Source organism: Deinococcus soli (ex Cha et al. 2016) (genome assembly GCF_001007995.1).
In the GTDB taxonomy this organism is placed as follows: Bacteria; Deinococcota; Deinococci; order Deinococcales; family Deinococcaceae; genus Deinococcus; species Deinococcus soli.
Map to the genome: position 1 here is coordinate 1,088,171 of NZ_CP011389.1, position 20,296 is coordinate 1,108,466.

27 protein-coding genes are annotated in these 20,296 nt (G+C 71.7%); 17 read left to right on the forward strand and 10 right to left on the reverse strand.

The features are described from left to right. Window positions 1–174: 174 nt before the first annotated feature. The 5 genes from SY84_RS05335 to SY84_RS05355 all read left to right on the forward strand — a co-directional run bounded on the left by SY84_RS05335 (window position 175) and on the right by SY84_RS05355 (window position 3,029). A complete protein-coding gene (locus SY84_RS05335) occupies window positions 175–1,176 on the forward strand; it encodes a putative Ig domain-containing protein (protein WP_046843148.1) in 1,002 nt (333 codons plus the stop codon). Then, window positions 1,173–1,628: a hypothetical protein gene (locus SY84_RS05340; RefSeq protein ID WP_046843149.1), complete on the forward strand. Its 456-nt coding sequence runs from the start codon at window positions 1,173–1,175 to the stop codon at window positions 1,626–1,628. Before SY84_RS05335 ends, SY84_RS05340 begins: the two co-directional genes overlap by 4 nt. Continuing rightward, window positions 1,628–2,152: a hypothetical protein gene (locus SY84_RS05345; RefSeq protein WP_046844963.1), complete on the forward strand. Its 525-nt coding sequence runs from the start codon at window positions 1,628–1,630 to the stop codon at window positions 2,150–2,152. Before SY84_RS05340 ends, SY84_RS05345 begins: the two co-directional genes overlap by 1 nt. 114 nt (window positions 2,153–2,266) lie before the next feature. Beyond that, window positions 2,267–2,482: an RNA-binding S4 domain-containing protein gene (locus SY84_RS05350; RefSeq protein WP_046843150.1), complete on the forward strand. Its 216-nt coding sequence runs from the start codon at window positions 2,267–2,269 to the stop codon at window positions 2,480–2,482. Between the two features lies 1 nt (window position 2,483). Further along, on the forward strand, window positions 2,484–3,029 hold the full coding sequence (locus SY84_RS05355) for a DUF1684 domain-containing protein (RefSeq protein ID WP_046843151.1): 546 nt from the start codon (window positions 2,484–2,486) through the stop codon (window positions 3,027–3,029). 45 nt (window positions 3,030–3,074) lie between these two features. Here the strand turns inward: SY84_RS05355 and SY84_RS05360 are convergent, their stop codons facing one another. Together SY84_RS05360 and SY84_RS05365 are read right to left on the reverse strand one after the other, a co-directional pair. After that, window positions 3,075–3,719, reverse strand: coding sequence for a ComF family protein (locus SY84_RS05360; RefSeq protein WP_046843152.1), 645 nt, complete (start codon window positions 3,717–3,719; stop codon window positions 3,075–3,077). A 203-nt stretch (window positions 3,720–3,922) separates the two neighbouring features. Then, entirely contained in the window at window positions 3,923–4,441 is a 519-nt protein-coding gene (locus SY84_RS05365; RefSeq protein ID WP_308420058.1) for a hypothetical protein, read from the reverse strand. 174 nt (window positions 4,442–4,615) lie between these two features. Between SY84_RS05365 and SY84_RS05370 the strand changes: the two genes are divergently transcribed. Then, window positions 4,616–4,894, forward strand: coding sequence for a hypothetical protein (locus SY84_RS05370; RefSeq protein ID WP_046843153.1), 279 nt, complete (start codon window positions 4,616–4,618; stop codon window positions 4,892–4,894). A 60-nt stretch (window positions 4,895–4,954) separates the two neighbouring features. Here SY84_RS05370 and SY84_RS05375 read toward each other — a convergent pair whose 3' ends face one another. The 3 genes from SY84_RS05375 to SY84_RS05385 all read right to left on the reverse strand — a co-directional run bounded on the left by SY84_RS05375 (window position 4,955) and on the right by SY84_RS05385 (window position 7,882). Further along, window positions 4,955–5,614: a hypothetical protein gene (locus SY84_RS05375; protein ID WP_046843154.1), complete on the reverse strand. Its 660-nt coding sequence runs from the start codon at window positions 5,612–5,614 to the stop codon at window positions 4,955–4,957. After that, window positions 5,611–7,047 carry an Asp-tRNA(Asn)/Glu-tRNA(Gln) amidotransferase subunit GatB gene (gatB, locus tag SY84_RS05380; RefSeq protein ID WP_046843155.1) on the reverse strand — a complete coding sequence of 479 codons (1,437 nt, stop codon included), beginning with the start codon at window positions 7,045–7,047 and terminating at the stop codon, window positions 5,611–5,613. Before gatB ends, SY84_RS05375 begins: the two co-directional genes overlap by 4 nt. 61 nt (window positions 7,048–7,108) lie before the next feature. Next, on the reverse strand, window positions 7,109–7,882 hold the full coding sequence (locus tag SY84_RS05385; protein ID WP_052751046.1) for a M15 family metallopeptidase: 774 nt from the start codon (window positions 7,880–7,882) through the stop codon (window positions 7,109–7,111). Between the two features lie 267 nt (window positions 7,883–8,149). On the opposite strand from SY84_RS05385, the gene SY84_RS05390 reads away from it, so the two are divergent. Then, window positions 8,150–8,467 (forward strand): hypothetical protein, encoded by a 318-nt coding sequence (locus tag SY84_RS05390; protein ID WP_046843156.1) that lies wholly within the window; start codon window positions 8,150–8,152, stop codon window positions 8,465–8,467. A gap of 45 nt (window positions 8,468–8,512) precedes the next feature. On the opposite strand, the gene SY84_RS05395 is transcribed toward SY84_RS05390, so the two are convergent. Beyond that, a complete protein-coding gene (locus SY84_RS05395) occupies window positions 8,513–8,902 on the reverse strand; it encodes a hypothetical protein (protein WP_046843157.1) in 390 nt (129 codons plus the stop codon). Between the two features lie 100 nt (window positions 8,903–9,002). Here SY84_RS05395 and SY84_RS05400 point away from each other — a divergent pair, with 100 nt between their 5' ends. Both SY84_RS05400 and SY84_RS05405 read left to right on the forward strand, forming a co-directional pair. Continuing rightward, window positions 9,003–9,293, forward strand: coding sequence for an autorepressor SdpR family transcription factor (locus SY84_RS05400; RefSeq protein WP_046843158.1), 291 nt, complete (start codon window positions 9,003–9,005; stop codon window positions 9,291–9,293). Beyond that, window positions 9,293–9,934, forward strand: coding sequence for a DUF1648 domain-containing protein (locus SY84_RS05405; RefSeq protein WP_046843159.1), 642 nt, complete (start codon window positions 9,293–9,295; stop codon window positions 9,932–9,934). The genes SY84_RS05400 and SY84_RS05405 overlap by 1 nt, the downstream gene beginning before the upstream one ends. A gap of 31 nt (window positions 9,935–9,965) precedes the next feature. On the opposite strand, the gene SY84_RS05410 is transcribed toward SY84_RS05405, so the two are convergent. Continuing rightward, window positions 9,966–10,409 (reverse strand): GNAT family N-acetyltransferase, encoded by a 444-nt coding sequence (locus SY84_RS05410; RefSeq protein ID WP_046843160.1) that lies wholly within the window; start codon window positions 10,407–10,409, stop codon window positions 9,966–9,968. Beyond that, window positions 10,406–10,909, reverse strand: coding sequence for a MarR family winged helix-turn-helix transcriptional regulator (locus SY84_RS05415; protein WP_046843161.1), 504 nt, complete (start codon window positions 10,907–10,909; stop codon window positions 10,406–10,408). Before SY84_RS05415 ends, SY84_RS05410 begins: the two co-directional genes overlap by 4 nt. Window positions 10,910–10,973: 64 nt before the next feature. Here SY84_RS05415 and SY84_RS05420 point away from each other — a divergent pair, with 64 nt between their 5' ends. Next, the gene (locus tag SY84_RS05420) at window positions 10,974–11,837 is read left to right on the forward strand and encodes an EamA family transporter (protein WP_046843162.1); all 864 of its coding nucleotides are present in this window, start codon (window positions 10,974–10,976) and stop codon (window positions 11,835–11,837) included. On the opposite strand, the gene soxR is transcribed toward SY84_RS05420, so the two are convergent. After that, window positions 11,828–12,256, reverse strand: a complete 429-nt coding sequence (gene soxR, locus SY84_RS05425; protein ID WP_046843163.1) for a redox-sensitive transcriptional activator SoxR — start codon at window positions 12,254–12,256, stop codon at window positions 11,828–11,830. The genes SY84_RS05420 and soxR overlap by 10 nt on opposite strands. Before the next feature lie 131 nt (window positions 12,257–12,387). Here soxR and SY84_RS05430 point away from each other — a divergent pair, with 131 nt between their 5' ends. From SY84_RS05430 to SY84_RS05455, 6 genes are all read left to right on the forward strand, one after another. Next, window positions 12,388–13,062 carry a VOC family protein gene (locus SY84_RS05430; RefSeq protein ID WP_052751048.1) on the forward strand — a complete coding sequence of 225 codons (675 nt, stop codon included), beginning with the start codon at window positions 12,388–12,390 and terminating at the stop codon, window positions 13,060–13,062. After that, entirely contained in the window at window positions 13,059–13,469 is a 411-nt protein-coding gene (locus SY84_RS05435) for a VOC family protein (protein WP_046843164.1), read from the forward strand. Before SY84_RS05430 ends, SY84_RS05435 begins: the two co-directional genes overlap by 4 nt. A 13-nt stretch (window positions 13,470–13,482) precedes the next feature. Next, complete coding sequence (locus SY84_RS05440) at window positions 13,483–14,004, forward strand: DUF1697 domain-containing protein (RefSeq protein WP_046843165.1); 522 nt, start codon at window positions 13,483–13,485, stop codon at window positions 14,002–14,004. A gap of 35 nt (window positions 14,005–14,039) precedes the next feature. After that, window positions 14,040–14,948, forward strand: a complete 909-nt coding sequence (locus SY84_RS05445; protein WP_046843166.1) for a DMT family transporter — start codon at window positions 14,040–14,042, stop codon at window positions 14,946–14,948. A 92-nt stretch (window positions 14,949–15,040) separates the two neighbouring features. Next, window positions 15,041–17,308: a putative bifunctional diguanylate cyclase/phosphodiesterase gene (locus SY84_RS15790; protein WP_052751049.1), complete on the forward strand. Its 2,268-nt coding sequence runs from the start codon at window positions 15,041–15,043 to the stop codon at window positions 17,306–17,308. 63 nt (window positions 17,309–17,371) lie between these two features. Next, window positions 17,372–17,857: a hypothetical protein gene (locus tag SY84_RS05455; protein ID WP_046843167.1), complete on the forward strand. Its 486-nt coding sequence runs from the start codon at window positions 17,372–17,374 to the stop codon at window positions 17,855–17,857. Between the two features lie 108 nt (window positions 17,858–17,965). Here the strand turns inward: SY84_RS05455 and SY84_RS05460 are convergent, their stop codons facing one another. Further along, complete coding sequence (locus SY84_RS05460; protein WP_046843168.1) at window positions 17,966–18,298, reverse strand: hypothetical protein; 333 nt, start codon at window positions 18,296–18,298, stop codon at window positions 17,966–17,968. Between the two features lie 295 nt (window positions 18,299–18,593). Here SY84_RS05460 and SY84_RS05465 point away from each other — a divergent pair, with 295 nt between their 5' ends. After that, window positions 18,594–20,045, forward strand: a complete 1,452-nt coding sequence (locus SY84_RS05465) for an ATP-binding protein (RefSeq protein WP_046843169.1) — start codon at window positions 18,594–18,596, stop codon at window positions 20,043–20,045. The last annotated feature ends 251 nt before the right edge of the window (window positions 20,046–20,296 follow it).

A 20,296-nucleotide genomic window follows, 5' to 3' on the forward strand; every position in this document is an offset into this window, starting at 1 on the left:
CGGCGCGACGTGAGGGAAGTCAGGCACGATTCAGGCGGCCGCCAGGGGTGGCGGGAAGGGGTGGCCGGAACGCCGGGGGGAGCGGCGGACATCCGCGCGGAGCACCCCGCGCGCTGCGCTCCGTATCACGGTTCGTTCACCGCCGCGCGGTCCGGCGCGGCTACACTGCTCGGTATGGCACATTCGCGTTTCGCTGCCCGGCGGGGGCTGGGCGTCCTGCTGGCCTGCGCGCTGCCCGCCTTCGGGATGGTCGCGTGCGGGCAGGACCTGACCGGCACGTCCAGTACCAGTGCGCGCGACGCGCTGTACTTCAACGACCGCGCCAGCGGCCTGCCCCCGGTGTACATCCAGGAACCGTATTCGGCGCCCATCGAGGTCGCGGGCGGCGCGGGACCGTACACCGTCCGCCGCATCGAGGGTACCCTCCCGCCCGGGCTGACGCTGACCGGCACGACCCTGAGCGGTACACCCACGAAGACCGGGACGTACACCTTCACGCTGGAGGTCACGGATTCCACGCTGAGCAGCAAGCAGAAATCCTACACCCTGAACGTGCAGGAACTGCCGCCCCTGAGCCTCAGCCTGACCCTGCCGACTGGCGAGATCCGCGGCGAGACGCGCGTGCCGCTGCTGATCGCCGCGCCGCGCAGCGTCCGGGCCGCGCGCGTCACGTGGACCCTGCCGGAGAAGGTGACGGTCACGCGCGTGCAGCCCGAGGGGGGCGCGCTGGTGTTCTGGCGGCAGGACGGGACGCGCCTGACGGTGGACCTGGGCTTCAAGGCGGTGCCGCGCAGCGGGTCGCGCGTGGCACTGATCAGCGTGAAGCCGGGCGCGCCCGTCACCCTGAGCAGCCCCGACCTGGGTTACGAGGCGCGCGGCGGGGACGGCAAGGTGCTCGCGCAGAAACTGACGGCCGCCGAGCAGAAGACACTCGACGAGCAGAAGGCCGCCGAGCAGAAAGCGGCCCAGGAAAAGGCGGCGCAGGAGAAGGCTGCGCAGGAAAAAGCCCCGGAAGCGAAACCGGGTGACGTGAAGCCGGGCACTTCCACCCCGACCGACGCGCCGAAGACCGGGACGGACACCACCCCGCCGGGCGAGGCGCCGAAGACGGACCCGCCGAAGACCGAGCCGACCCCCACCCCTCCGCCCTCGGGCGGCGCGGGAGGTGGCAAGTGAACGCGCGCACGTTGCTGCTGGGCGCGGCCCTGGCCGTGCTCTCCCCTGCCCTGGCGACCACGGCGCCCACGCTGACGCTGACGCAGCAGGCGCAGCGGGCCGAGGTGATCGTCCGCGCCACGCTGGGCACCCCCGCCGAGGTGAAGGACGGGGAGGTCACGTACCTCGCGTACCCGCTGACCGTCACCGAGACCATCGCCGGGGACGCCGCGAAGCTGCCGCAGCAGGACGGCAAGCCCGCCCTGTTCGTCCTGAAGGGCGTGGACAGCCTGCCCGACCTGCGCGCGGGCCTGGAGGTTGTGGCGCTGCTGTACGCGTCCAGGCTGGACAGTCCGGTCGTGGGCTTCAATCAGGGGCTGTACCCCGTGACGGCCGGGAAGGTCGCGGCGGGCGACATCACCGATCCCACGAAACTGCGTGAGGCGCTGCTGGGCGCCCGGGGAGGCAAGTGATGCGCGCCCATTCCCTCCTGCTGGCCCTGGCGGGCAGCGTCCTGCTGGGCTCTGCCGGGGCGGTCAGCGTGAAGCTCCGTCCGCAGGGTGAGGAGCTGACGAAGGCGGTGCAGGCCGCGCTGGCCGCCCTGTCCACCCCCGACTTCCCGGTCACGCTGGACACCAGCGGCGGCCCCATCCTGACGCTGGGCGGCGCCGCCCCATTCAGCCCGGACGTCGCCGCCCGCAGCTTTGGCCTGGGCACCGAGCGCCGCATCGAGTTCAATCCGCGCGGCCCGCTGAACATCCAGGACGCCGTCCGCGCGGAACTGACCCGCGAGTGGAAACTGACCGACTGGACGACCGCCAGCGCCCGCGCACGCCTGAGCGGCGCGGACCTGAACGGCGACGGCAAGATCGACCTGACCGACCTCGCGCTGCTGATGAACAACTACGGCAAGTCGACCAGCATCGGCGACCTGGACGGCAACGGCAAGGTGGACGACGCCGACCTGAAACTGTTCAGCGCGCAGTACAAGCTGTAGAGGGGTGTGGGGAGTGGGCTGTGGGTTGTGGGAACAGATTGCTGTCCGCCCACAGCCCACACCCCACAACCCCATCACAGACAGGCGGGGCGGGGCGCTGCTACGCTGCGCGGCATGACTGGTGAACGAGGGTACCCCGAGCAGGACACGATCGACCTTCAGGACTTCCTGAAGATGCGCGGCATGGTGGAGACCGGCGGCGAGGCGAAGTTCCGCGTGCAGGGCGGCGAGGTGCGGCTGAACGGTGAGATCGAGACGCGCCGCCGCAAGAAACTGCGCCGTGGGGACATCGTGGAGTACGCCGGGGAGCGCGTGCGGGTGGATTTCTAACGTGACCGCCTCGGCGTACGAGGCGGCGGTGCTGGATTTCCGCCGCCGCAAGGACGAGCACTTCGCGGCGGGGCGCGGTCCGGTGGACCCGGCGGCGTTCGCGGGCCTGTCGTACTTCCCGCCGGATGAGGCGTGGGCGTTCACGGTGCTGCTCGACCCGCTGCCGCAGGCTGACGCGGGCGCGGAGTGGACGCTGGAGACGAACACGGGCGAGACGCGCACCATGACCCGCATCGGGCAGGTGCAGCTGCCCCTCCCGGACGGCGAGCGGACGCTGCTGGTGTTCGCGCCGCTGGGTGAGGAGCGCCCGGAGCGGGTGTTCATTCCGTTCCGTGATGCCACGAGCGGGGAGGCCACGTACGGCGCGGGCCGTTACCTGGACGCGCCCCTTGACCGTCAATTGGGTGGGGACGGCGCGCTGGTGCGGGTGGATTTCAATCTGGCGTACCATCCGTACTGCGCGTACGGGGACGGGTGGACGTGCCCGCTGCCGCCCCGCGAGAACTGGCTGCCGGACGCGGTGACGGCCGGCGAACGCCTGAGCTGAAACGGGCTGAGGTGGACGAGGAGCACCCGCCCCCCCCAGCCCGTTTCAGCGGGCGACGACCGCCACGTACACCTGCGGCGCGCCCGCCTGTTTCAGGGCGTCCTGGCAGGCCTGCGCGGTGTGCCCGGTGGTGAGCACGTCGTCAATGAGGAGCACCGGGCCACCGGGCAGGAAGCCCTCGTGCGCGCGGAAGGCGCCGTGCAGGTCCTCGCGCTGCGCGGCGTGCCGCCGGGCCTGCTGGGCGCCAGCGTGGGTGCGGATCAGGGCGGGAACGCAGGGGACGGCCAGGGCGCTGGCCAGGGCGCGGCCCAGCAGCTCGGCCTGATTGAAGCCGCGCTGACGCTGCCGCCCGGGGTGCAGCGGGACGGGAATGACAGCCTGCACGTTCCAGTCGGCGGGCACGCCCGTGGCGAGCGCCTCGCCGAGGATGCGGGCGAGGTCGCGGGCGTGGGCGAACTTCAGTTCCCGCACGGCGCGTCGGCGCACGCCGCTGTACGTCCCGAGCGTCACGAGGTGCGGTTCCGGCTGGGCGCGCAGGGGGCTGTGGGCCTGCACATGGGGGCGCAGGGCGGCGCGGCAGGCGGGGCACAGTCCGGCGTGCGCCCCGAGCTGCGCGCCGCAGCCGGGGCAGGCGCGGGGCAGCAGGGTGCGCAGCGCGCCGAGCAGGGCCGTTCCGAACGCAGCGGTCATGCGGCGAGTGAACCACGCCGCGCGGCGCGGCGTTGCCTCATGTGCACGCCGGTTGACAGATTGGCCGACCTTTCAACCCGAGCGGACTCGGAAAGCCGCCCAGCAGAGCGAGCAGGAGCGTGAAGGGATCGGGCGTGGAGTTCGCCAACCGGCGTTCTTCCGGGTTGGGAACGAAACAGAGGGACTCCTGGTCGGGTGAGCCTCTACGGGGCGGGCTGCTGCAATTCGTCCAGGAAGAGGGGCGGGCGGGTCGCCTCGATCCGCTCCCACGCGGCGTTCAGGCCGTCCGGGTCGAGCATCGGCGCGGCCAGCGCGAAGCACGCGATGTGGTGCGCGCACACCTGCGCCACGCCGCCTGTCCCGAGCCGGGCCTGCTCGGCGGGTGTCAGGAGCCGCGCGAACGCGGCCGGGTCGCCCAGCGCGGGGTGGCTGCCCTCGCGGATCGCGGCGCGCAGGAACGCGGCGACCTCGGAGGGGTTCAGCCAGAAGCCGAACATCAGCTGGTCGCTCAGGGCGTCCAGGCGGCGCATGCGCGCGCCGTCCAGGCCGCGCCGCACCAGCGAGCGGGCGAGGTCCTGGCGTTCCAGGCGCAGGGCGGCGTACTCGCTCAGGCGCAGCTGCTCGCCGGGCGGCGTGACGCGGCCGCCCACGGCGCGGCGCAGGCGGTAGGCGAGCACGTATTCCTGGTACTCGCGCAGCAGTTCGCTGACGGGCAGGGTCACGCCGGTCAGTGTACGGGCCTCCCATACGGCACACGGGGTTTTCACACCCGTTTGACACTGGGGGGGCATGCTGCGCGGGACGGACATGTTGGACAACTGCTGCGCGGTGGGGACAAAGGCCACCGCGTGACCCCGTACGCTGATGGCATCCAAGTCAGTTTCAAGGAGATTCCCATGCACCTGCTGAGGCGCAATCATCAATTCGAATTCCGTTCCCCGTCCGGTGATGACCGGCACGGCGCAGCCGACCTGTACAGCGACGCTGGGGCGACCCGCGCGGTGCTGGTGCTGCGCGGCATTCCGGCGGCCGAGGCGCCGCGCGCGCTGGCGTGCCTGAACCACTCGTGGCTGCCGTACCTGCTGCGGGCCGACACGTCGCTGCTGGTGCTGACGCTGCGCCCCCGCGCGGACGGCGAGAAGGCCCGCGCGGTCGTGCTGCCGCTCAGCGCGTAACCACACTCACAGGACGGCGCGGCCCCCGGAACCTGGAGACCGCGCCGTCTCCCGTCAGGGTCAGGCCGGGCGGGGGTGCGGGGCGGTCTGCACGGCCTTCAGGGCCAGCAGGGTGGCGGCCACGTCCAGCAGGGCGTGCAGGCCGTACACGCCCAGGCTGACCGCGTCGGGGGCGCCGCCCAGGCCCGCGACGGGCACGACGTTCACGACGCCCAGCGCGAGGCTCAGGGGCGCGGCCACGTTCAGCCACGACAGCAGCCGCGCGCGGGCGGGCAGGTCCTCCGGGTGCGGAGCGGCGCGCACGAGACTGCCGTACACGGCGTTCTTCGCCAGGATGAAGCCCAGTTCGATGGTGGCGATGGCGGTCAGCGCGACCGGGTTGGCGTTCAGCGTGCCGGACAGGTACGCCAGGGCGCTCAGGGCCCACAGGGCCAGCCGCAGGGACGTCAGCCACGGGAACAGGCCGCGCAGGGAGCGCAGCACGCCGTCCCCGTCCGGGGTGGGAACCGCGTGGGTGTAGCGGGCCAGGAGCTGCGTCCACCACACGAGGACCACGGCGGCCAGCAGGGCGCGCAGGGTCGCCAGCCACGCGAACTGGTCGGTGACGCCAGCGCGCCACAGGCTGTACGCACCGAGCGCGAGGGTCGCGGCGACCAGCGTCCACAGGGCAGCCAGGGCGGCGGCACGCCAGCGCCCCGGGGTGATGGCCCCGGGGATCATGACAGGCCCAGTTTCGCGGTCAGGCGCTCACGCACCACCTCCGGCTTGGCCTGCCCGCCCATGGCCTTCATGACCGGTCCGAACAAGGCGTTCATGGCCTTCGCGTTCCCGCCGCGCACCTTCTCCACGGTGGCCGGGTCGGCGGCCATGGCGGCGTCAATGGCGGCGTCAATGGCGGCGGTGTCGGTCACGACGCTCAGGCCGCGCTCCTGCACCAGGGTGGCGGGGTCGTGCCCGGCCAGCACGTCGGGCAGCAGGTCCTTGGCGATCTTGCCGCTGATGGTGCCTGCGTCGATCAGGCCCACGAGCGCGGCGAGGTACGCGGGCCGCAGGGCGCTGCCGTCCAGGGTCTCCTCGCGCGCGGCGAGCAGGCCGGACACGTCGCCCAGCAGCCAGTTCGCGAGTTTCTGGGCGTCAGGACGGGGTTGCGCGGTCAGCGCCTCGTCGAAGAAGCGCGACAGGGGCACGCTGAGGCTCAGGGTCTGCGCGTCCGCCGCGCGCACGCCCGCCGCGAGGTACCGCTCGAGCTTCTGCGCGGGCAGCTCGGGCATGCGCTCACGGACGCGGGCGATCCACTCGGGCGTGATGTCCAGCGGCGGCAGGTCCGGCTCGGGGAAGTAGCGGTAGTCGGCCTCGCCCTCCTTGGTGCGCATCAGGAACGTCTTCTGCCCGCCCTCGTCCCAGCCGAGGGTGTCCTGCGTGATGCGCCCGCCCGCGTCCAGAATGCGCGCCTGCCGCGCCGTCTCGAACTCGATGGCGCGGGCCACGCTGCGGAACGAGTTGAGGTTCTTCACCTCGCACTTCGTGCCCCACGGCTCGCCGGGCCTGTGCAGGCTGAGGTTCACGTCGCAGCGCATCTTGCCTTCCTCGGGCGTGGCGTCACTGACACCCAGCGCCTGCGCGATGGCCTGCACGCTCTCCAGGAACGCGCGGGCCTGCTCGGCGCTCACGATGTCGGCCTCGGTGACCATCTCCAGCAGGCTGGACCCGGCGCGGTTCAGGTCCAGCATCGAGTACGGCGCATATGTGGGGTGCGTGAGTTTCCCCGCGTCGTCCTCCAGGTGCGCGCGCTTGATGCGGATGCGGTGCGTGGTCCCGTCCTCCAGCGTCACGTCCAGGAACCCGTCGCGCGCGATGGGCCGGTCGTACTGCGACAGCTGGAAGTTCTTCGGGGCGTCCGGGTAGAAGTAGTTCTTGCGGTGAAACTGCGTGAAGCCCGACACATCGCAGTTCAGGCCCAGGCCGAACATCATGGCGAGTTCCACCGCCTCGCGGTTCAGGGTCGGCAGGGTGCCCGGCAGGCCCAGCGTGAAGGGATCGGTGAAGGTGTTGGGCTCCGCCCCGTGGTACTCCTGCGGGCACGCGCTGAAGATCTTCGATTTCGTCTTCAGTTGCAGGTGAACTTCCAGACCAATGACCGCCTGATACGCCATGACGCGCAGGATACCGCCGCGGGGCGGGAAACCCGGCGCTCAGGACTAGGAAGGCGTCCACTCAGCGCCCGGCGGCGCACGCCCCCGTGAGTTCCGGGCGGTACTCGAAGTGCATGGTGTCGAGGTGGTACCAGCGCCCGCCCCAGATCCAGCCGTGCCGCTCGAAGGTGTGCACCAGCCCCGCCGGGAACTGGTTGCGCCAGGGAATGCCGCGCTGCCCCTCGCGGAAGCCGCTCCACTGCCAGTACGCCGCGCGGGTGGTATTCAGGTCGATGGCCGCGCCGAACGAGTGGACGCTGCGCCGGGACGTGCCCGCCACCGTGCGCCACAGGAACGCGCCCGCGCTGGGCGTCAGGAACGCGCGCCACTCCGGGTGCGCCGCCAGTTCCTGCGCGACTGCCCGCAGCGAGTCGGCCGCTCCGTTCACGCGCGTGACCCGCAGCGGCTGCCCGAACCAGTCCACGGTCACGAGGTTCGCGCGCACGGCAGGGTCGGACGCGCCGTACATCTTCCGGAAGAGGGGCTCGAAGCGGGCGCGGCCCGGATCACTCAGGTACGCGGGCGCCGTCAGGGGCGCGCAGGCGGGGTACGCGGCGTCCAGCTGATCGAGCAGGCCCGGCGCGTCCAGTCGCCCCGGGTAGGTGGTGGCCGCGCTGCGCTTCAGGGACATGCGTGTGCCATCCCACCACACCAGCGCGCCGCCCTCCACGCCCCGCAGGAACGCCGGGTACGCCGCCACCAGCCGCTGCGCGGCGGCCGACTCGGCGGGGGTCAGGGCGGACGCCCACCCCAGGCAGGCCCCCAGCAGGCAGGTCCACACGGCACGTCTCTGCACCCGCGTAGCGTAACGCCTCGTTAACGCCTCCGGGCGCACACTGACCCCGTGCCTGAGCTGCGATGCAAGGGGGGCCGGAACCCGGGCCTGCCCGCCTCTCACGCCGCGCCGCGCACTGCCGACTTCCCCTCCGTCTTCCCTTCCGAAAGTCGTCACGCCGTGACGCGAAGGCAGCCCATGACGAACTATCCCCTTGCCAACTTCACCGGTTCCTGCGGCGAATCCTCCACCCGGGGCCAACCCAACTCCGTGAGCTCTGCCCGCGGCATGCAGCCCAACGAGGCCGCCGCCATCGACGGCAACACGGACCTGTCCACCTGCATGGTCGCCAACGGCGGCGCCAAGGTGTACGGCATCACCCTGACCGGTTCGCCCGGCATCTACGACTACGTCGTGAACGTGGACGCCCAGGGCCCCAGCGGCTTCGGCAGCGGCAGCATGTATCTGGCGTTCACGGATCAGTCCGGCGACACGTACTACCTGTCCATCTACAGCAGCAGCCGCTCGGTGCACACCGTGCGCTACAACAGCCAGCAGCCGGCCATCGTGAAGATGTGGTGGAGCGACTACAGCTTCGACGTGTAAGCCAGCCCGACTGAACCGCGCCGCCCCTCGTCCGGGCGGCGCGGTTCACGTGTCCTGCCGGTCCGGCGGCAGGAAGTGGGTGCGGGCCGCCGGGCTGTTCAGCACGTCGGGTGGGTAGAAGGCGTGCAGGTACGCGGGGTTGAACAGGTGGGGGCAGCGGGCCTCGAAGGCGTCCCAGGTTTCGGTGCAGTCCGGGTGGGTGCGGTCCAGGTGGTCGAGGACCACGAAGAACCACGCGGCGGTCTGTGTCTCGCTGTACTTGGCCTGGAGGCCCATCCGGTCGGCCAGGTCCCGCAGGCCGGAGCGGAATTCGGCCAGGGCGGTCAGCGCGGGCCGCTCCCGCAGCAGGTGCCACGCCACGTGCGGGTGGGCGGCGTGACTGAAGCGCCCGTACCGGGCGGTGGCCTGCGTGAGGGCGCGCTTGAAGGGGGTCATGCCTGCATTGTGCTTGAGAGTGCGGGATCAAGCTGCTACTATTTCGGTAGTTGCCTAATAAGGCAATCAGCGAATGAGGTACTGGCATGTGTGACCACCCATGAACGAGGTCTTCAAGGCCCTCTCCGACCCCACCCGGCGCGACATTCTCGCCGCCCTGCGCCAGGGCGAACAGACCGCCGGACAGCTCGCCGACCGCTTCCCCCTCAGCAAGAGCACCCTGAGCGGTCACTTCGCCGTGCTGAAGGCCGCCGACCTGATCGACAGCGAGAAACGCGGCACCACCGTCATCTACCGCCTGAACACCACCGTCTTCCAGGACGTCCTGAGCCACATGCTCACTCTGTTCGGCCCCGCCAGCGACCACCCCACCCGAAAGGAGAACCCCTGATGCGCCCCTGGCTTGCCCTCCTCCCCTTCCCGCTGACCTTCGCCCTGGCCGCCTGGAGCCTCCCACAGCAGCCCGCCCGCCTGCCCACCCACTGGGGCGTGGACGGTCAGCCCGACGCCTGGGGCAGCGCCGCGCAGGCCCTGTTCCAGCTGCCCGCCCTGCTCCTGCCCGCCGCCCTGCTGCTGCTGTACCTGGGCCGGGTGCCGTCCCAGCGCCGGAACGCACCCCTTCTGCAGCTGGTCGCGCTGGGCCTGGGCCTGCTGGCCCTCACGCAGACGGCCGCGCTGGCCTTCGCCTGGGACAGCAACCGCGCCCTGCTGGTCGGCCTGGGGCTGCTGTTCACGCTAATCGGCAACGTGATGGGCCGCGCGCACCCCAGTGCGTTCGTGGGCCTGCGCACCCCCTGGGTGTTCCTGAGCCGCCGCGCGTGGCACGCCTCGCAGCGCCGCAGCGGCGTGTGGTTCGTCGGCCTGGGCGTGGGTCTGCTGCTCGCTGCCCTGCTGGTGCCCACCGCGTGGCTGACCCCGTGGGTGGCCCCCTACGCCCTGCTGGCCGCCGTGGCCATCATGCTGGGTGTCCTGACGTACGCCTCTTACCGCGACTGGAAGACCGACCCGGAGCCGCAACCCGTCCAGCTGTAACCCCCAGCCTCACCCTGACCCGCGCGCCCGTTCAGTCGAGCACGCGGGTCATCTCGTGCGCGCTGGCCGTGAACCCCAGCGCCCCGTACAGCGGCCGGGCCATGTCGCTGCTGCCCAGGCTGACGCGCGTGACACCCTGCGCCCGCAGCACGTCCAGACACGCAGTGACCAGCGTGCGGGCGTGCCCGGCGCGGCGGTGGTCCGGGTGCGTCCAGACGTTCACCACCCGCCCCCGCCACGGCTGCGGATCACCCCGCGTGGGGCCCCAGTGCAGCAGGGTCACGCCCGCCCCGGCGATCACCTCCGCCCCGCCTTCCAGCAGGAACCCCAGGTACAGGCCGCCTCTGATGGCACCTGCCACCCACTCGGCGTACGTGGGCCGCTCGGGAAGGTCGCGGGCATCCGGGTAGCGGTGCGCGGCAATGGTGTGGGCGTCGGCAGGCGTGACCGGGCGCAGGTGGGGGGGCGGGGTCATGGCTGGCGGGTCTCGGCGTGCGCGATGAGGCGGCGCAGCAGCTGTTCGAGTTGCTGGCGTTCGCTGGCACTCAGGGGGCTGAGCAGGTCCTCCTCGCGCCGCAGGTGGACGGGCAGGTGCATGCGGACGAGGTCGCGTCCCGTGTCGGTCAGGTGGATGCGCTGGGCGCGGCGGTCCTGGGGGTCGGGGGCGCGGCGCAGCAGGCCTCGCGTCTCCAGGCGGTCGAGGCTGCCGGTCACGCTGGCGGGGGATACGGCCAGCAGCGCGGCGAGTTCGCCGGGGGTCAGGCCTTCAGGTGGGGCGGAGCGGTGCAGCGTGAACAGCAGGTCGCGAGTGGTGGGCGTCAGGTCGGCGCCTGATGCGGTGGCGCGAACGTGGTCGTCGAGCAGGGCCTGGGCGCGCGTGAGGGTGATGAAGGTGAGCATGGGGGCGGTGTCCAGTTCAGGTTCGCGGGTCTGCCAGTCGTGCCGGATGCGGTCCAGCAGATTGAGAAGGTTCACGGGAGGAGTATAGGAAATAGCCTATATACTTTATGTATAAAATATTTATAGATAAAATAATTATATGAAGCCCTCTCCTCTGTTGCTTGCCTCACTCGCCCCGATCGGCTGGGGCACCAGCTACGTCGTACTGGAGCACCTCCAGCCGCTCGGACCTACCAGCGTCGCCGCCCTGCGGGCCCTCGGGGCGGGACTGCTGCTGCTGGCCCTCGTGCGGCAGTGGCCGCGCGGCGAGTGGTGGTGGAAGAGCGCCCTGCTGGGCGCCCTGAACTTCGGGCTGTTCTTCAGCACCCTGTTCATCAGCGCCGCGCACCTGGGCGGCGGACTGGCCGCCACGCTCGGCGCGCTGGGTCCGCTGCTGATCCTGGCCTTCAATTGCGCGGCGCTGCGGCAGTCACCGGGCCCGGCCGCGCTGAAAGCCGGGGTGCTGGGCCTGCTGGGCGTGGCGCTGCTGGTCATGGGACCCGGCGCGCACGCCAATGCGATAGGCCTGATCACCGGCGTGCTCAGCGTGGTGGCGGCGTCTGGTGGATACCTGCTGGCGGGCGCATGGGGCACCCCACCCGGCGCCTCGCTGCTGGCCCTGACCGCGTGGCAGCTGTGCTGGGGCGGCGCGCTGCTCGTGCCGGTCGCGTGGTGGCTTGACGGGCCCCTGCCCTCCCTGACGCCCGCGCAGCTGCCGTGGCTCGCGTACCTGATCGTGGTGGGTACAGCGGTCGCGTACGCGCTGTGGTTCCGGGGGATCCGCGACACGTCGCCCGTGCAGGTGTCCCTGCTGACCCGCCTGAGCCCGGCGACAGCCATTGCGCTTGACCTGCTGAATGGGCGTCCCCTGGGCGCCGCGCAGTGGACCGGTCTCGGCCTGATTGCTCTGAGTGTGCTGGTCGGTAGCTGGCCTTCCCGCCCGGCCCGCGCGGCCTACAACTGACTGCCGCCCGGCAGGGTGCGGCCCAGCGCGTCGCCGGGGTTATGCAGCGCGCAGCGGTCCAGGCTGAGGCAGCCGCAGGCGATGCAGCCGTCGAGATCGTCGCGCAGGCGGGTGAGGGTGGCGATGCGGGCGTCCAGCGCGGCGCGCCATGTTGCAGACAGGGCTGCCCAGTCCTGCGCGCTGGGGGGGCGGCCGCCGGGCAGGGTGTCGAGGGCGGCGCGGATCTCGGCGAGGGGCACGCCGACGCGGGCGGCGGCGCGGATGAACGCGAGGCGGCGCAGCGTGTCGGGTGGATAGCGGCGCTGGTTGCCGCCGGTGCGCGCGGCGGTGATCAGGCCCTCGCGTTCGTAGTGGTGGAGGGTCGGGACACTCAGGCCGCTGCGGGCGGCGAGCTGGGCGGGTGTGAGGGGCGTGGGCATACGTGGCCTCCTGGGCTTGACCTCAAGTCAACTTGAGGTTCTACCCTTCCAGTATGTGGCGCCCACCCTGTTCCTGCGTCCCTGCCCGCCCGTGACCTCATCCCGCGCGCCCCCACCCCGGAGGAACCCCGATGCGCCTTGACCACCTGACCCTGCACGCCCCGGACCTGAGCGCCCAGCGGGCCTTCTACGCCCTGACCCTCGGCCTGACCGTCTGCCACGACACCCCGGAGGAATTCACCGTGCAGGTGGGCCGCTCGCGGCTGTCCTTCCGCCGGGGGCACACGCCCGCCGCGCACTTCGCCGTGGACATTCCCCGCACGCTGGTCACCCAGGCGCAGGCGTGGCTGGAGGCGCGGGTGCCGCTGCTCGCGGACCCGGCCGGGCAGGTGCGGTTCGGCCCGGACGGCGCCTTTCACAGCTCGAACCTGTACTTCCGCGACCCGGCGGGCCACATCGCCGAATTCATCGCGCGGCACGACCTGCCCTTCGATCACGCGGGGCCGTTCGGGCCGCAGCACGCGCTGCACCTCAGCGAGTTCGGGCTGGTCGTGCCGGACGTAGCGGGCGCGGTGGACTGGCTGGAGGCGCGGCTGGGCCTGCGCGCCTGGGTGGGCCGCAGCCGCACCTTCACCCCGGTGGGCGGCGCGGACGGCAGCCTGATCGTCGTCCCGCGCGGACGTGGCTGGTTCCCCATCGGCCTGCCGGGGCAGCCCGTCCCGTTCCACCTGACCTACCGGCAGGATCAGGAGCGCCACCTCAGCCCGGCGGACCTGCCGTTCCTGCACCCGCAGGTGCCGGCGTGACCGGCCGCCTCTCCCCTGCCCATCACATCTGGCTGGCGCGGCCCAGTCTGAATCTGGACGCCGCGCAGCGCTTCTATGCGGACGGCCTGGGCCTGCGCGTGCTGCACCGCAGCGCGCACGACGAGTTCGCTGCGCTGCTGATGCTGGGCCTCCCCGGCGCGGCGTGGCACCTGGAACTCACGCAGGCGCATCACCTCTACGTGGCGCCCACCCCCACTGCCGAGGATCTGCTCGTGCTCTACCTGGACGGCCCGGTGCCGCCCGACCTGATCCGGCGGCTGGAGGCGCACGGGGGCGGGCGCGTCGCGGCACTGAATCCGTACTGGGACCGCTGGGGCGTGACGGTGCGCGACCCGGACGGCTTCCGGCTGGTGCTGTGCACGCGGAATTGGCAGAGCGCCCCGTGACAGAATGGAACGCATGATCTTCGTGGCGCTGCTGCACGCCGTGAACCTGGGCGCCAGGCGCAAGGTGCCCATGGCGGACCTGCGCGCCCTGCTGACCGGCCTGAGGCTGGCGGAGGTCCGCACGTACATCCAGAGCGGCAACGCCGTGTTCAGCGCGGACCCGGAGACGGACCTGCGCGGGCGGCTGGAGGCGGCGCTGGAAGCGCAGTTCGGCTTCCCCGTGCCAATGACGCTCCGCACGGCGCACGAGTGGCGGGAGGCGGCCCGTGGCTGCCCCGCGCACCTGCGGGATGAGGCGGTCGTGGTGGCGTTCCTGCGCGACCCGCCCGACCCGGGGCGCGTGGAGGCCCTGCGTGGGCGGGACGTGACCCCCGAGCGCTGGGAGGTCGTGGGCCAGCAGCTGTACCAGACGGTGCCGGAGGGGATACGGAACCTGCGGCTGTCGGCTGCGGTGATCGAACGCCACCTGGGTGTGAAGGTGACTGTGCGCAACGAGCGGACTGTGCAGACCATCGCGGCGATGCTGGACACCTGAGCCCGGGTGGGGACGTGGCTGGTTTAGCCTGCCGCATGACCCGCCTGAAGTCCGCGCCCGCCGCCTTCCTGTCGGCGGCGCCGATGCTGTTCGTGCTGCTCTGGAGCACCGGGTTCCTGGGCACCAAGGGCGCGGCCCGCAACGCTGATCCCTTCGCGTTCCTGACGGTGCGCTTCATGCTGGCCGCCGGGCTGATGGCACTGCTCACGGCGGCGCTGCGGGCGCCGTGGCCCACGCGGGCGCAGGCGGGCCGCGCGGCCGTGACGGGTCTGCTGCTACACGCCGGGTACCTGGGCGGCGTGACGGCCGCCATCTGGCTGGGCCTCCCGGCGGGCGTGACGAGCGTGCTGGTGGGCGTGCAGCCCCTCCTGACCGGCTTTCTGTCCTGGCCGGTCCTGGGCGAGCGGGTCACGGCGCGCCAGTGGGCGGGCCTCGCGCTGGGTTTCGTGGGGGTGCTGCTGGTCATGGAGGGCCGCGTGAGCGGTGGGCTGGGCAGTCCCGCCGCGCTGGGGGCCGCGGCCTTTGCGCTGCTGTGCACCACGGCGGGCACCCTCTACCAGCGGCGCGTGGGGGGGGACATGCCGCTGCTGGGGGGGACGACCGCGCAGTACGTGGCAAGCGCCGCCGCGCTGGGGACCGTCACCCTGGCCCGCGGGGGCGGCGAGATTCACTGGAACGCGGAATTCATCCTGTCGCTGACGTGGCTGGTACTCGTGCTGTCGGTCGGGGCGATCCTGCTGCTCATGCGTCTACTGCGGGACCTCCCGGCGGCGCGCGTGAACAGCCTGTTCTACCTCGTACCGCCACTGGCGGTGCTGGAAAGCTGGCTGCTGTTTGGCGAGCGCCTGAGCGCCGCGTCCCTGGCCGGACTGGCACTGTGCGTGGCGGGCGTGGCGCTGGCCGCCGCCGTCCCGCGTCCGGCCGCGCGGGTGGGCGGCAGCTGACCGGCAGACCTCTGACCGCGCGTCAGATTTCTGTACGCGCCATGAGGTAGCCTGCACTCCCGAGATCAAACTGGGAAGGTTGACGTGACGGAATGACGATCCACGCCACAAACGTCCGCGGGCTGGAACGGCGGGCCGAGACCGCGCTGCTCACGGCAGTCGCGCTGCACGCCGCGCTGGTCCTCGCGGCGCCGCACCTGCCGGGCGGGCCCTGGGTGACAGGAGGCGCATACCTGCTGGCCCTCGGCGTGTGTCTGGGCGTCACGACGTGCGCGGCGCGCAGCGGGCACCCCGCGCAGCGGCCCCTGCTGCGGCGCTTCACGCTGGCGCTCGGCGCGCTGATCCTGGGCGACGCGGTCACCCTGAGTTTCGAACTGCGCGCCCTGCCGGTCCCGCCCCTGTCCGTCGCGGACGCCCTGTACGGCGCGTACTACATCCTGATGACCTGGGGCCTGCTGAGCCTCACGCGGCTGCGCGTGAACTCCCTACGCACGGCCGCCATGATCCTCGACAGCCTGATCGTCATGGTCATCCTGGGCACGGTGTGCTGGACGTTCCTGCTGACCCAGCCGGCGCCCCTGCACGCCGCGGGCGCCGCGTACATGACCCTGGACCTCGCGCTGATCGCCGTGGGCCTGCTGGCGCTGCGTCAGCAGCGGCTCAGCGTCCCGGTCGCGCTGCTATGCGCGGGCCTGACGCTGATCGTGGGCGGCGACCTGCGGTTCGCGGTGACGGGCGGCATGACCGGGGACCGCGCGGACGTCCTGTACCTGTGGGGCACCGCCCTGCAGGCGCTGGGGCTGTGGCAGCGGCGCGAGCAGTCCGTGCGGGGCGTGCAGTGGCGCCCACCGCGCCCCGTGCGGGTGTGGCTCGCGGCGTTCCCGTACCTGGCGGGCGGCCTGACCTGCGCGGCGCTGCTCCTGACGCGGCCCACCCCGGTCACGCTGTGGGGGGCCGCGCTGACGTTCCTGCTGATCCTGCTGCGCCAGAGCACCGTGCTGGAGGAGAACCGCCTGCTGGCCCGGAAGCTGCGGCACTCCGCGGCGGAACTCGAGCGGCGCGGCGCGCGGCTGCGCCACCAGGCGCGGCACGATACCCTGACCGGACTGCCCAACCGCAGCGAGTTCGAGGATCAGCTGCGCGCCGCGCTCGGCGGGCCGGCCGCCGTGATGTTCATCGACCTGGACGGCTTCAAGGATGTCAACGACACCTTCGGGCACCCGGTCGGGGACGAACTGCTGCGGCTGGTCACGGCGCGGCTGCAGGCGCACCTCCCGGCGCGCGCCACGCTGGCCCGCGTGGGTGGCGACGAGTTCACGCTGGTCCTGCCCGGCGCGGACGAACGGCAGGCGATGCACGCCGCGCGGCAACTGCTGGGCAGCCTGCGCGAGCCGGTGCCGCTGGTCGGCCTGAACGTGCAGGTATCCGCGTCCATCGGCGTGAGCCTCGCCCCGCGTGACGGCACGGACGTCACGACCCTGCAACGCCGCGCGGACACCGCCATGTACCACGCCAAGCGCAGCGGGCGGCAGCAGGCGCAGCTGTTCACGCCCAGCCTGGACGAGCAGCGCCGCGAGCGGCTGGTGCTGGAGGCGGCGCTGCGCCGCGCCCTGCACGGCGACGAGTTCACGCTGCATTACCAGCCGCAGCTGCGCGGCACGCACCTGGAGAGCGTGGAGGCGCTGCTGCGCTGGACCGCGCCCGACCTGGGAACCGTCACGCCCGGCCGGTTCATTCCGGTCGCGGAGCAGTGCGGCCTGATCCTCCCGCTGGGCCGCTGGGTGCGCGAACGGGCGTGCGAGCAGGCCGCCGCGTGGCACCGGCAGGGGCGCGCCCTGCGGGTCGCGGTGAACGTCTCCCCGCTGGAGTTCGCGCAGCCGGATTTCGTGCCGCACGTGCAGGGCCTGCTCGCGCGGCTGGACCTGCCCGCGCACCTGCTGGAACTGGAGGTCACCGAGGGCGTGCTCGTGCAGGACCTCGCGGGAACCGCCGCGAAACTCCGCGAGCTGCGCGCCGCCGGGGTCCGCATCAGCGTGGATGATTTCGGGGTGCAGCACGCGTCCCTGAGCGCCCTGATGGCCCTACCGGCCGACGTGCTGAAACTCGACCGGAGTTTCCTCATCGGGCCCGGCGGTGGGGACGCCCCCGCCGCCGGACCGCAGGTGCTGCGCGCCGTGCACACCCTGGGCCGCGAACTGAACCTCGACGTGCTCGCCGAGGGCGTCGAGACGCCCGAGCAGCACGCCATGCTGCGCGACCTGGGCTTCGAGTACATGCAGGGCTTCCTATTCTCCCCTGCGCTGCCCCCTCAGGAACTGGACGCGTGGCGCGCCGGGCGGGTCGCGCCGGGCGGCACGTAGGACCGCGTCCGGCCGTCAGCCTCACACGGCAACCCGAACTGATCTGCGCGCGTACCTGCGGGCATGGACCTGAACGGACGGATCGGCGGCATTACCCAGGGGTACGACGTGCACGCCGCGTGGGACGGCACGCACCTGACCGGCCGCATCGGCGGGAAGTTCGACGGGAAGGACATCCGCCTGAGCGTGCAGGGCGGGCGCGTCACCGGCCGGATCGGCGGGACCTTCGAGGGCTTCGACGTGACTGGCGACCTCAGCGGCGACCGGATGGACGTCCGCCTGGGTGGCCGCGTACAGGGCGACGACTTGCACCTGACCACCCACGATACGCGACTCGAGGGCCGCTTCTCGGGGCGCGTGTCCGGCAAGGACGTGAAGCTCACGGCGGACAGCGGCACGCTGCGCGGCCGGATCGGCGGCGTGGTGGACGGCAAGGACGTGCACGTGACCCTGGCGGGCGTTCCCGGCACCCTGGCGGCCCTCGCCGCCGCGTGTGCATTCAAGGCGCTGGAGGATCAGCAGGCCGCCTCGACCGCCGCCAGCACCTGAGTGGCTGTTGGCACACGGACAGCCACAGGCATCAGCCCAGCTTGGTGCCCGCGCCTCTGCTCACGTCGCGCGCCCGTCGCCGGGGACCGGCACGGCACCGGCAGGTGCTCAGCGGCGCAGCAGGATGAATCCGGCGGCGCAGGCCAGCGCCAGCAGCAGGGCGGGCGCGCCGAGCATCCAGTGGGCCGTGCCTGCCAGGGCGGCGGTGACGGTCAGGACGCCACTGATCCACCCGCAGGACAGCAGCGCGAAGGTGGTCCAGGGCAGGCGGTTGACCGTGATCAGCAACAGCGGCAGCAGCGCCACGTAGCGGAGCGTGCGGACTAGGCCGCTCGTAGCCCCCGCGTCGAAGGTGGCTCCGGCGATCCACAGGGTCAGGGCGGCGGCCGGAATCAGCAGCAGGATGGGCAGGAGGGCGGTGCGGGCAGCAGCGGGTTGCATCTAACCCACAGTACGGTCGGGAGAGCCACCGGGTTGCCTCATTCGGGTGCCGCCTGTTCCGTTCACAACCCGCAAGGACACCGGGTTGCCAACTGCACGCCCGGAGCCCATTTTTCTCCCACTCGCTCTGCTGCGCAGCTCTGCGAGTCCGCTCGGCTTGAACGGCTTTGTCAGCCATTCACTCGGAGTCCGTGTCAGGTGCCCAGCCCTTCCCACTTCCCACAACCCACTTCCCCCTTCATTCCCAGCAGGTCGCACAATCCCGCCCGGGGGTGCGTGGTACGTTCCGCGCATCATGACCGTGACTGCGAAGGCGAGGACGTTGGGAGAACTGCTTCAGACCGAAGGGTACGCCGGGCGCGCGCCGTTCGACGGGAAGATCCGCCTGGTGCAGGACGAGGTACGGGACAACCTGACCCGCAAGCTTCGGGGCGGTGAGGAACTGTTCCCCGGCGTGGTGGGCTATGACGACACGGTGATTCCGCAGCTGGTGAACGCGCTGCTGGCGCGGCAGAACTTCATCCTGCTGGGCCTGCGCGGGCAGGCCAAGAGCCGCATCCTGCGCGCCATCACCGAGCTGCTGGACCCGGAGGTGCCGGTCATCGCGGGTGTGGACATGCCGGACGACGTGCTGAACCCGGTGGGTGCCGAGGGCCGCGCGCTGCTGGAGGCGCACGGGCTGGACCTGCCGATTCGCTGGCTGCCGCGCGCGGAGCGGTACGTGGAGAAGCTGGCGACGCCGGACGTGACGGTCGCGGACCTGATCGGGGACGTGGACCCGATCAAGGCGGCGCGGCTGGGCACCAGCCTGGGTGACGTGCGCAGCATGCATTTCGGGCTGCTGCCCCGCGCGAACCGAGGGATCTTCGCCGTGAACGAACTGGCGGACCTGGCGCCGAAGGTGCAGGTGGCGCTGTTCAACATCCTTCAGGAGGGGGATGTGCAGATCAAGGGGTACCCCATCCGCCTGGAACTGGACGTGATGCTGGTCTTTTCCGCGAACCCCGAGGATTACACGGCGCGCGGGAAGATCGTCACGCCGCTGAAGGACCGCATCGGCAGCGAGATCCGCACGCACTATCCGACCGACGTGCGCCTGGGCATGGACATCACTGCGCAGGAGGCCGTGCGCAGCGGCGACGTGACGGTGCCGGAATTCATCGCGGAACTCGTCGAGGAGATCGCGTTCCAGGCGCGCGAGGACGGCCGCGTGGACAAGCTGAGCGGCGTGTCGCAGCGCCTCCCGATCTCGCTGATGGAGGTCGCCGCCGCGAACGCCGAGCGCCGCAGCCTCGTGCAGGGTGACGACGCGGTCGTGCGCGTCAGTGACGTGTACGCGGGCCTCCCGGCGATCACCGGGAAGATGGAACTGGAGTACGAGGGTGAACTCAAGGGTGCGGACAACGTCGCCCGGGACGTGATCCGCAAGGCCGCCGGGGCCGTGTACGCCCGCCGCTACGGCAGCGCGAACACCCGCGAACTGGAAAAATGGTTCGAGGCCGGGAACGTGTTCCGCTTCCCGCAGGGTGGGGACAGCGCCGCCGCCCTGAAAGCCACGGTGGAGGTGCCGGGCCTGAGCGACCTGGCCGCCGAGGTCGCCGCGAGCAGCGTGGACGCCGTGCGCGTCTCCGCCGCCGAGTTCATCCTGGAGGGCCTGTATGGCCGCAAGAAGCTGTCCCGCGCGGAGGAACTGTACGCCGCGCCGGAACCCGAAGCGCGCCAGCAGCGCGGCGGCCGCTGGAACTGAAGACCCATTGCGGTGAGTCGCAGACGAACCCGACCGGAGGGACTCGCCGAGCTGCGCAGCAGAGAAGCAATCAAAGCCGGAGCTCAGGAGATGGACGGCTCTCCGGGACACCGCCGGAGAGCCGGGAATCGGATGAGTCCGGCTCCGGCAGGGCCATGAGCTCTGGGCTGTGTGCGCTGAGCGAACCCCCTCCCCCACCCCGCGCGGGCCGGAGGGGGTTCGCTTTTCCCACTTCCCACAACCCACTTCCC

Bases quoted from the DNA above. Each gene is read 5' to 3' on its own strand.
- SY84_RS05390 (WP_046843156.1), top strand. From the start codon at position 8,150: ATGCAGCCCAACGAGGCCGCCGCCATCGACGGCAACACGGACCTGTCC.
- SY84_RS05360 (WP_046843152.1), bottom strand. From the start codon at position 3,719: ATGACCGCTGCGTTCGGAACGGCCCTGCTCGGCGCGCTGCGCACCCTG.
- SY84_RS15790 (WP_052751049.1), top strand. From the start codon at position 15,041: ATGACGATCCACGCCACAAACGTCCGCGGGCTGGAACGGCGGGCCGAG.
- SY84_RS05375 (WP_046843154.1), bottom strand. From the start codon at position 5,614: ATGATCCCCGGGGCCATCACCCCGGGGCGCTGGCGTGCCGCCGCCCTG.
- SY84_RS05345 (WP_046844963.1), top strand. From the start codon at position 1,628: ATGCGCGCCCATTCCCTCCTGCTGGCCCTGGCGGGCAGCGTCCTGCTG.
- SY84_RS05335 (WP_046843148.1), top strand. From the start codon at position 175: ATGGCACATTCGCGTTTCGCTGCCCGGCGGGGGCTGGGCGTCCTGCTG.
- SY84_RS05350 (WP_046843150.1), top strand. From the start codon at position 2,267: ATGACTGGTGAACGAGGGTACCCCGAGCAGGACACGATCGACCTTCAG.
- SY84_RS05420 (WP_046843162.1), top strand. From the start codon at position 10,974: ATGAAGCCCTCTCCTCTGTTGCTTGCCTCACTCGCCCCGATCGGCTGG.
- SY84_RS05460 (WP_046843168.1), bottom strand. From the start codon at position 18,298: ATGCAACCCGCTGCTGCCCGCACCGCCCTCCTGCCCATCCTGCTGCTG.
- SY84_RS05465 (WP_046843169.1), top strand. From the start codon at position 18,594: ATGACCGTGACTGCGAAGGCGAGGACGTTGGGAGAACTGCTTCAGACC.
- SY84_RS05405 (WP_046843159.1), top strand. From the start codon at position 9,293: ATGCGCCCCTGGCTTGCCCTCCTCCCCTTCCCGCTGACCTTCGCCCTG.
- SY84_RS05430 (WP_052751048.1), top strand. From the start codon at position 12,388: ATGCGCCTTGACCACCTGACCCTGCACGCCCCGGACCTGAGCGCCCAG.
- SY84_RS05445 (WP_046843166.1), top strand. From the start codon at position 14,040: ATGACCCGCCTGAAGTCCGCGCCCGCCGCCTTCCTGTCGGCGGCGCCG.
- SY84_RS05370 (WP_046843153.1), top strand. From the start codon at position 4,616: ATGCACCTGCTGAGGCGCAATCATCAATTCGAATTCCGTTCCCCGTCC.
- SY84_RS05455 (WP_046843167.1), top strand. From the start codon at position 17,372: ATGGACCTGAACGGACGGATCGGCGGCATTACCCAGGGGTACGACGTG.
- SY84_RS05395 (WP_046843157.1), bottom strand. From the start codon at position 8,902: ATGACCCCCTTCAAGCGCGCCCTCACGCAGGCCACCGCCCGGTACGGG.
- soxR (WP_046843163.1), bottom strand. From the start codon at position 12,256: ATGCCCACGCCCCTCACACCCGCCCAGCTCGCCGCCCGCAGCGGCCTG.
- SY84_RS05410 (WP_046843160.1), bottom strand. From the start codon at position 10,409: ATGACCCCGCCCCCCCACCTGCGCCCGGTCACGCCTGCCGACGCCCAC.
- SY84_RS05400 (WP_046843158.1), top strand. From the start codon at position 9,003: ATGAACGAGGTCTTCAAGGCCCTCTCCGACCCCACCCGGCGCGACATT.
- SY84_RS05440 (WP_046843165.1), top strand. From the start codon at position 13,483: ATGATCTTCGTGGCGCTGCTGCACGCCGTGAACCTGGGCGCCAGGCGC.
- gatB (WP_046843155.1), bottom strand. From the start codon at position 7,047: ATGGCGTATCAGGCGGTCATTGGTCTGGAAGTTCACCTGCAACTGAAG.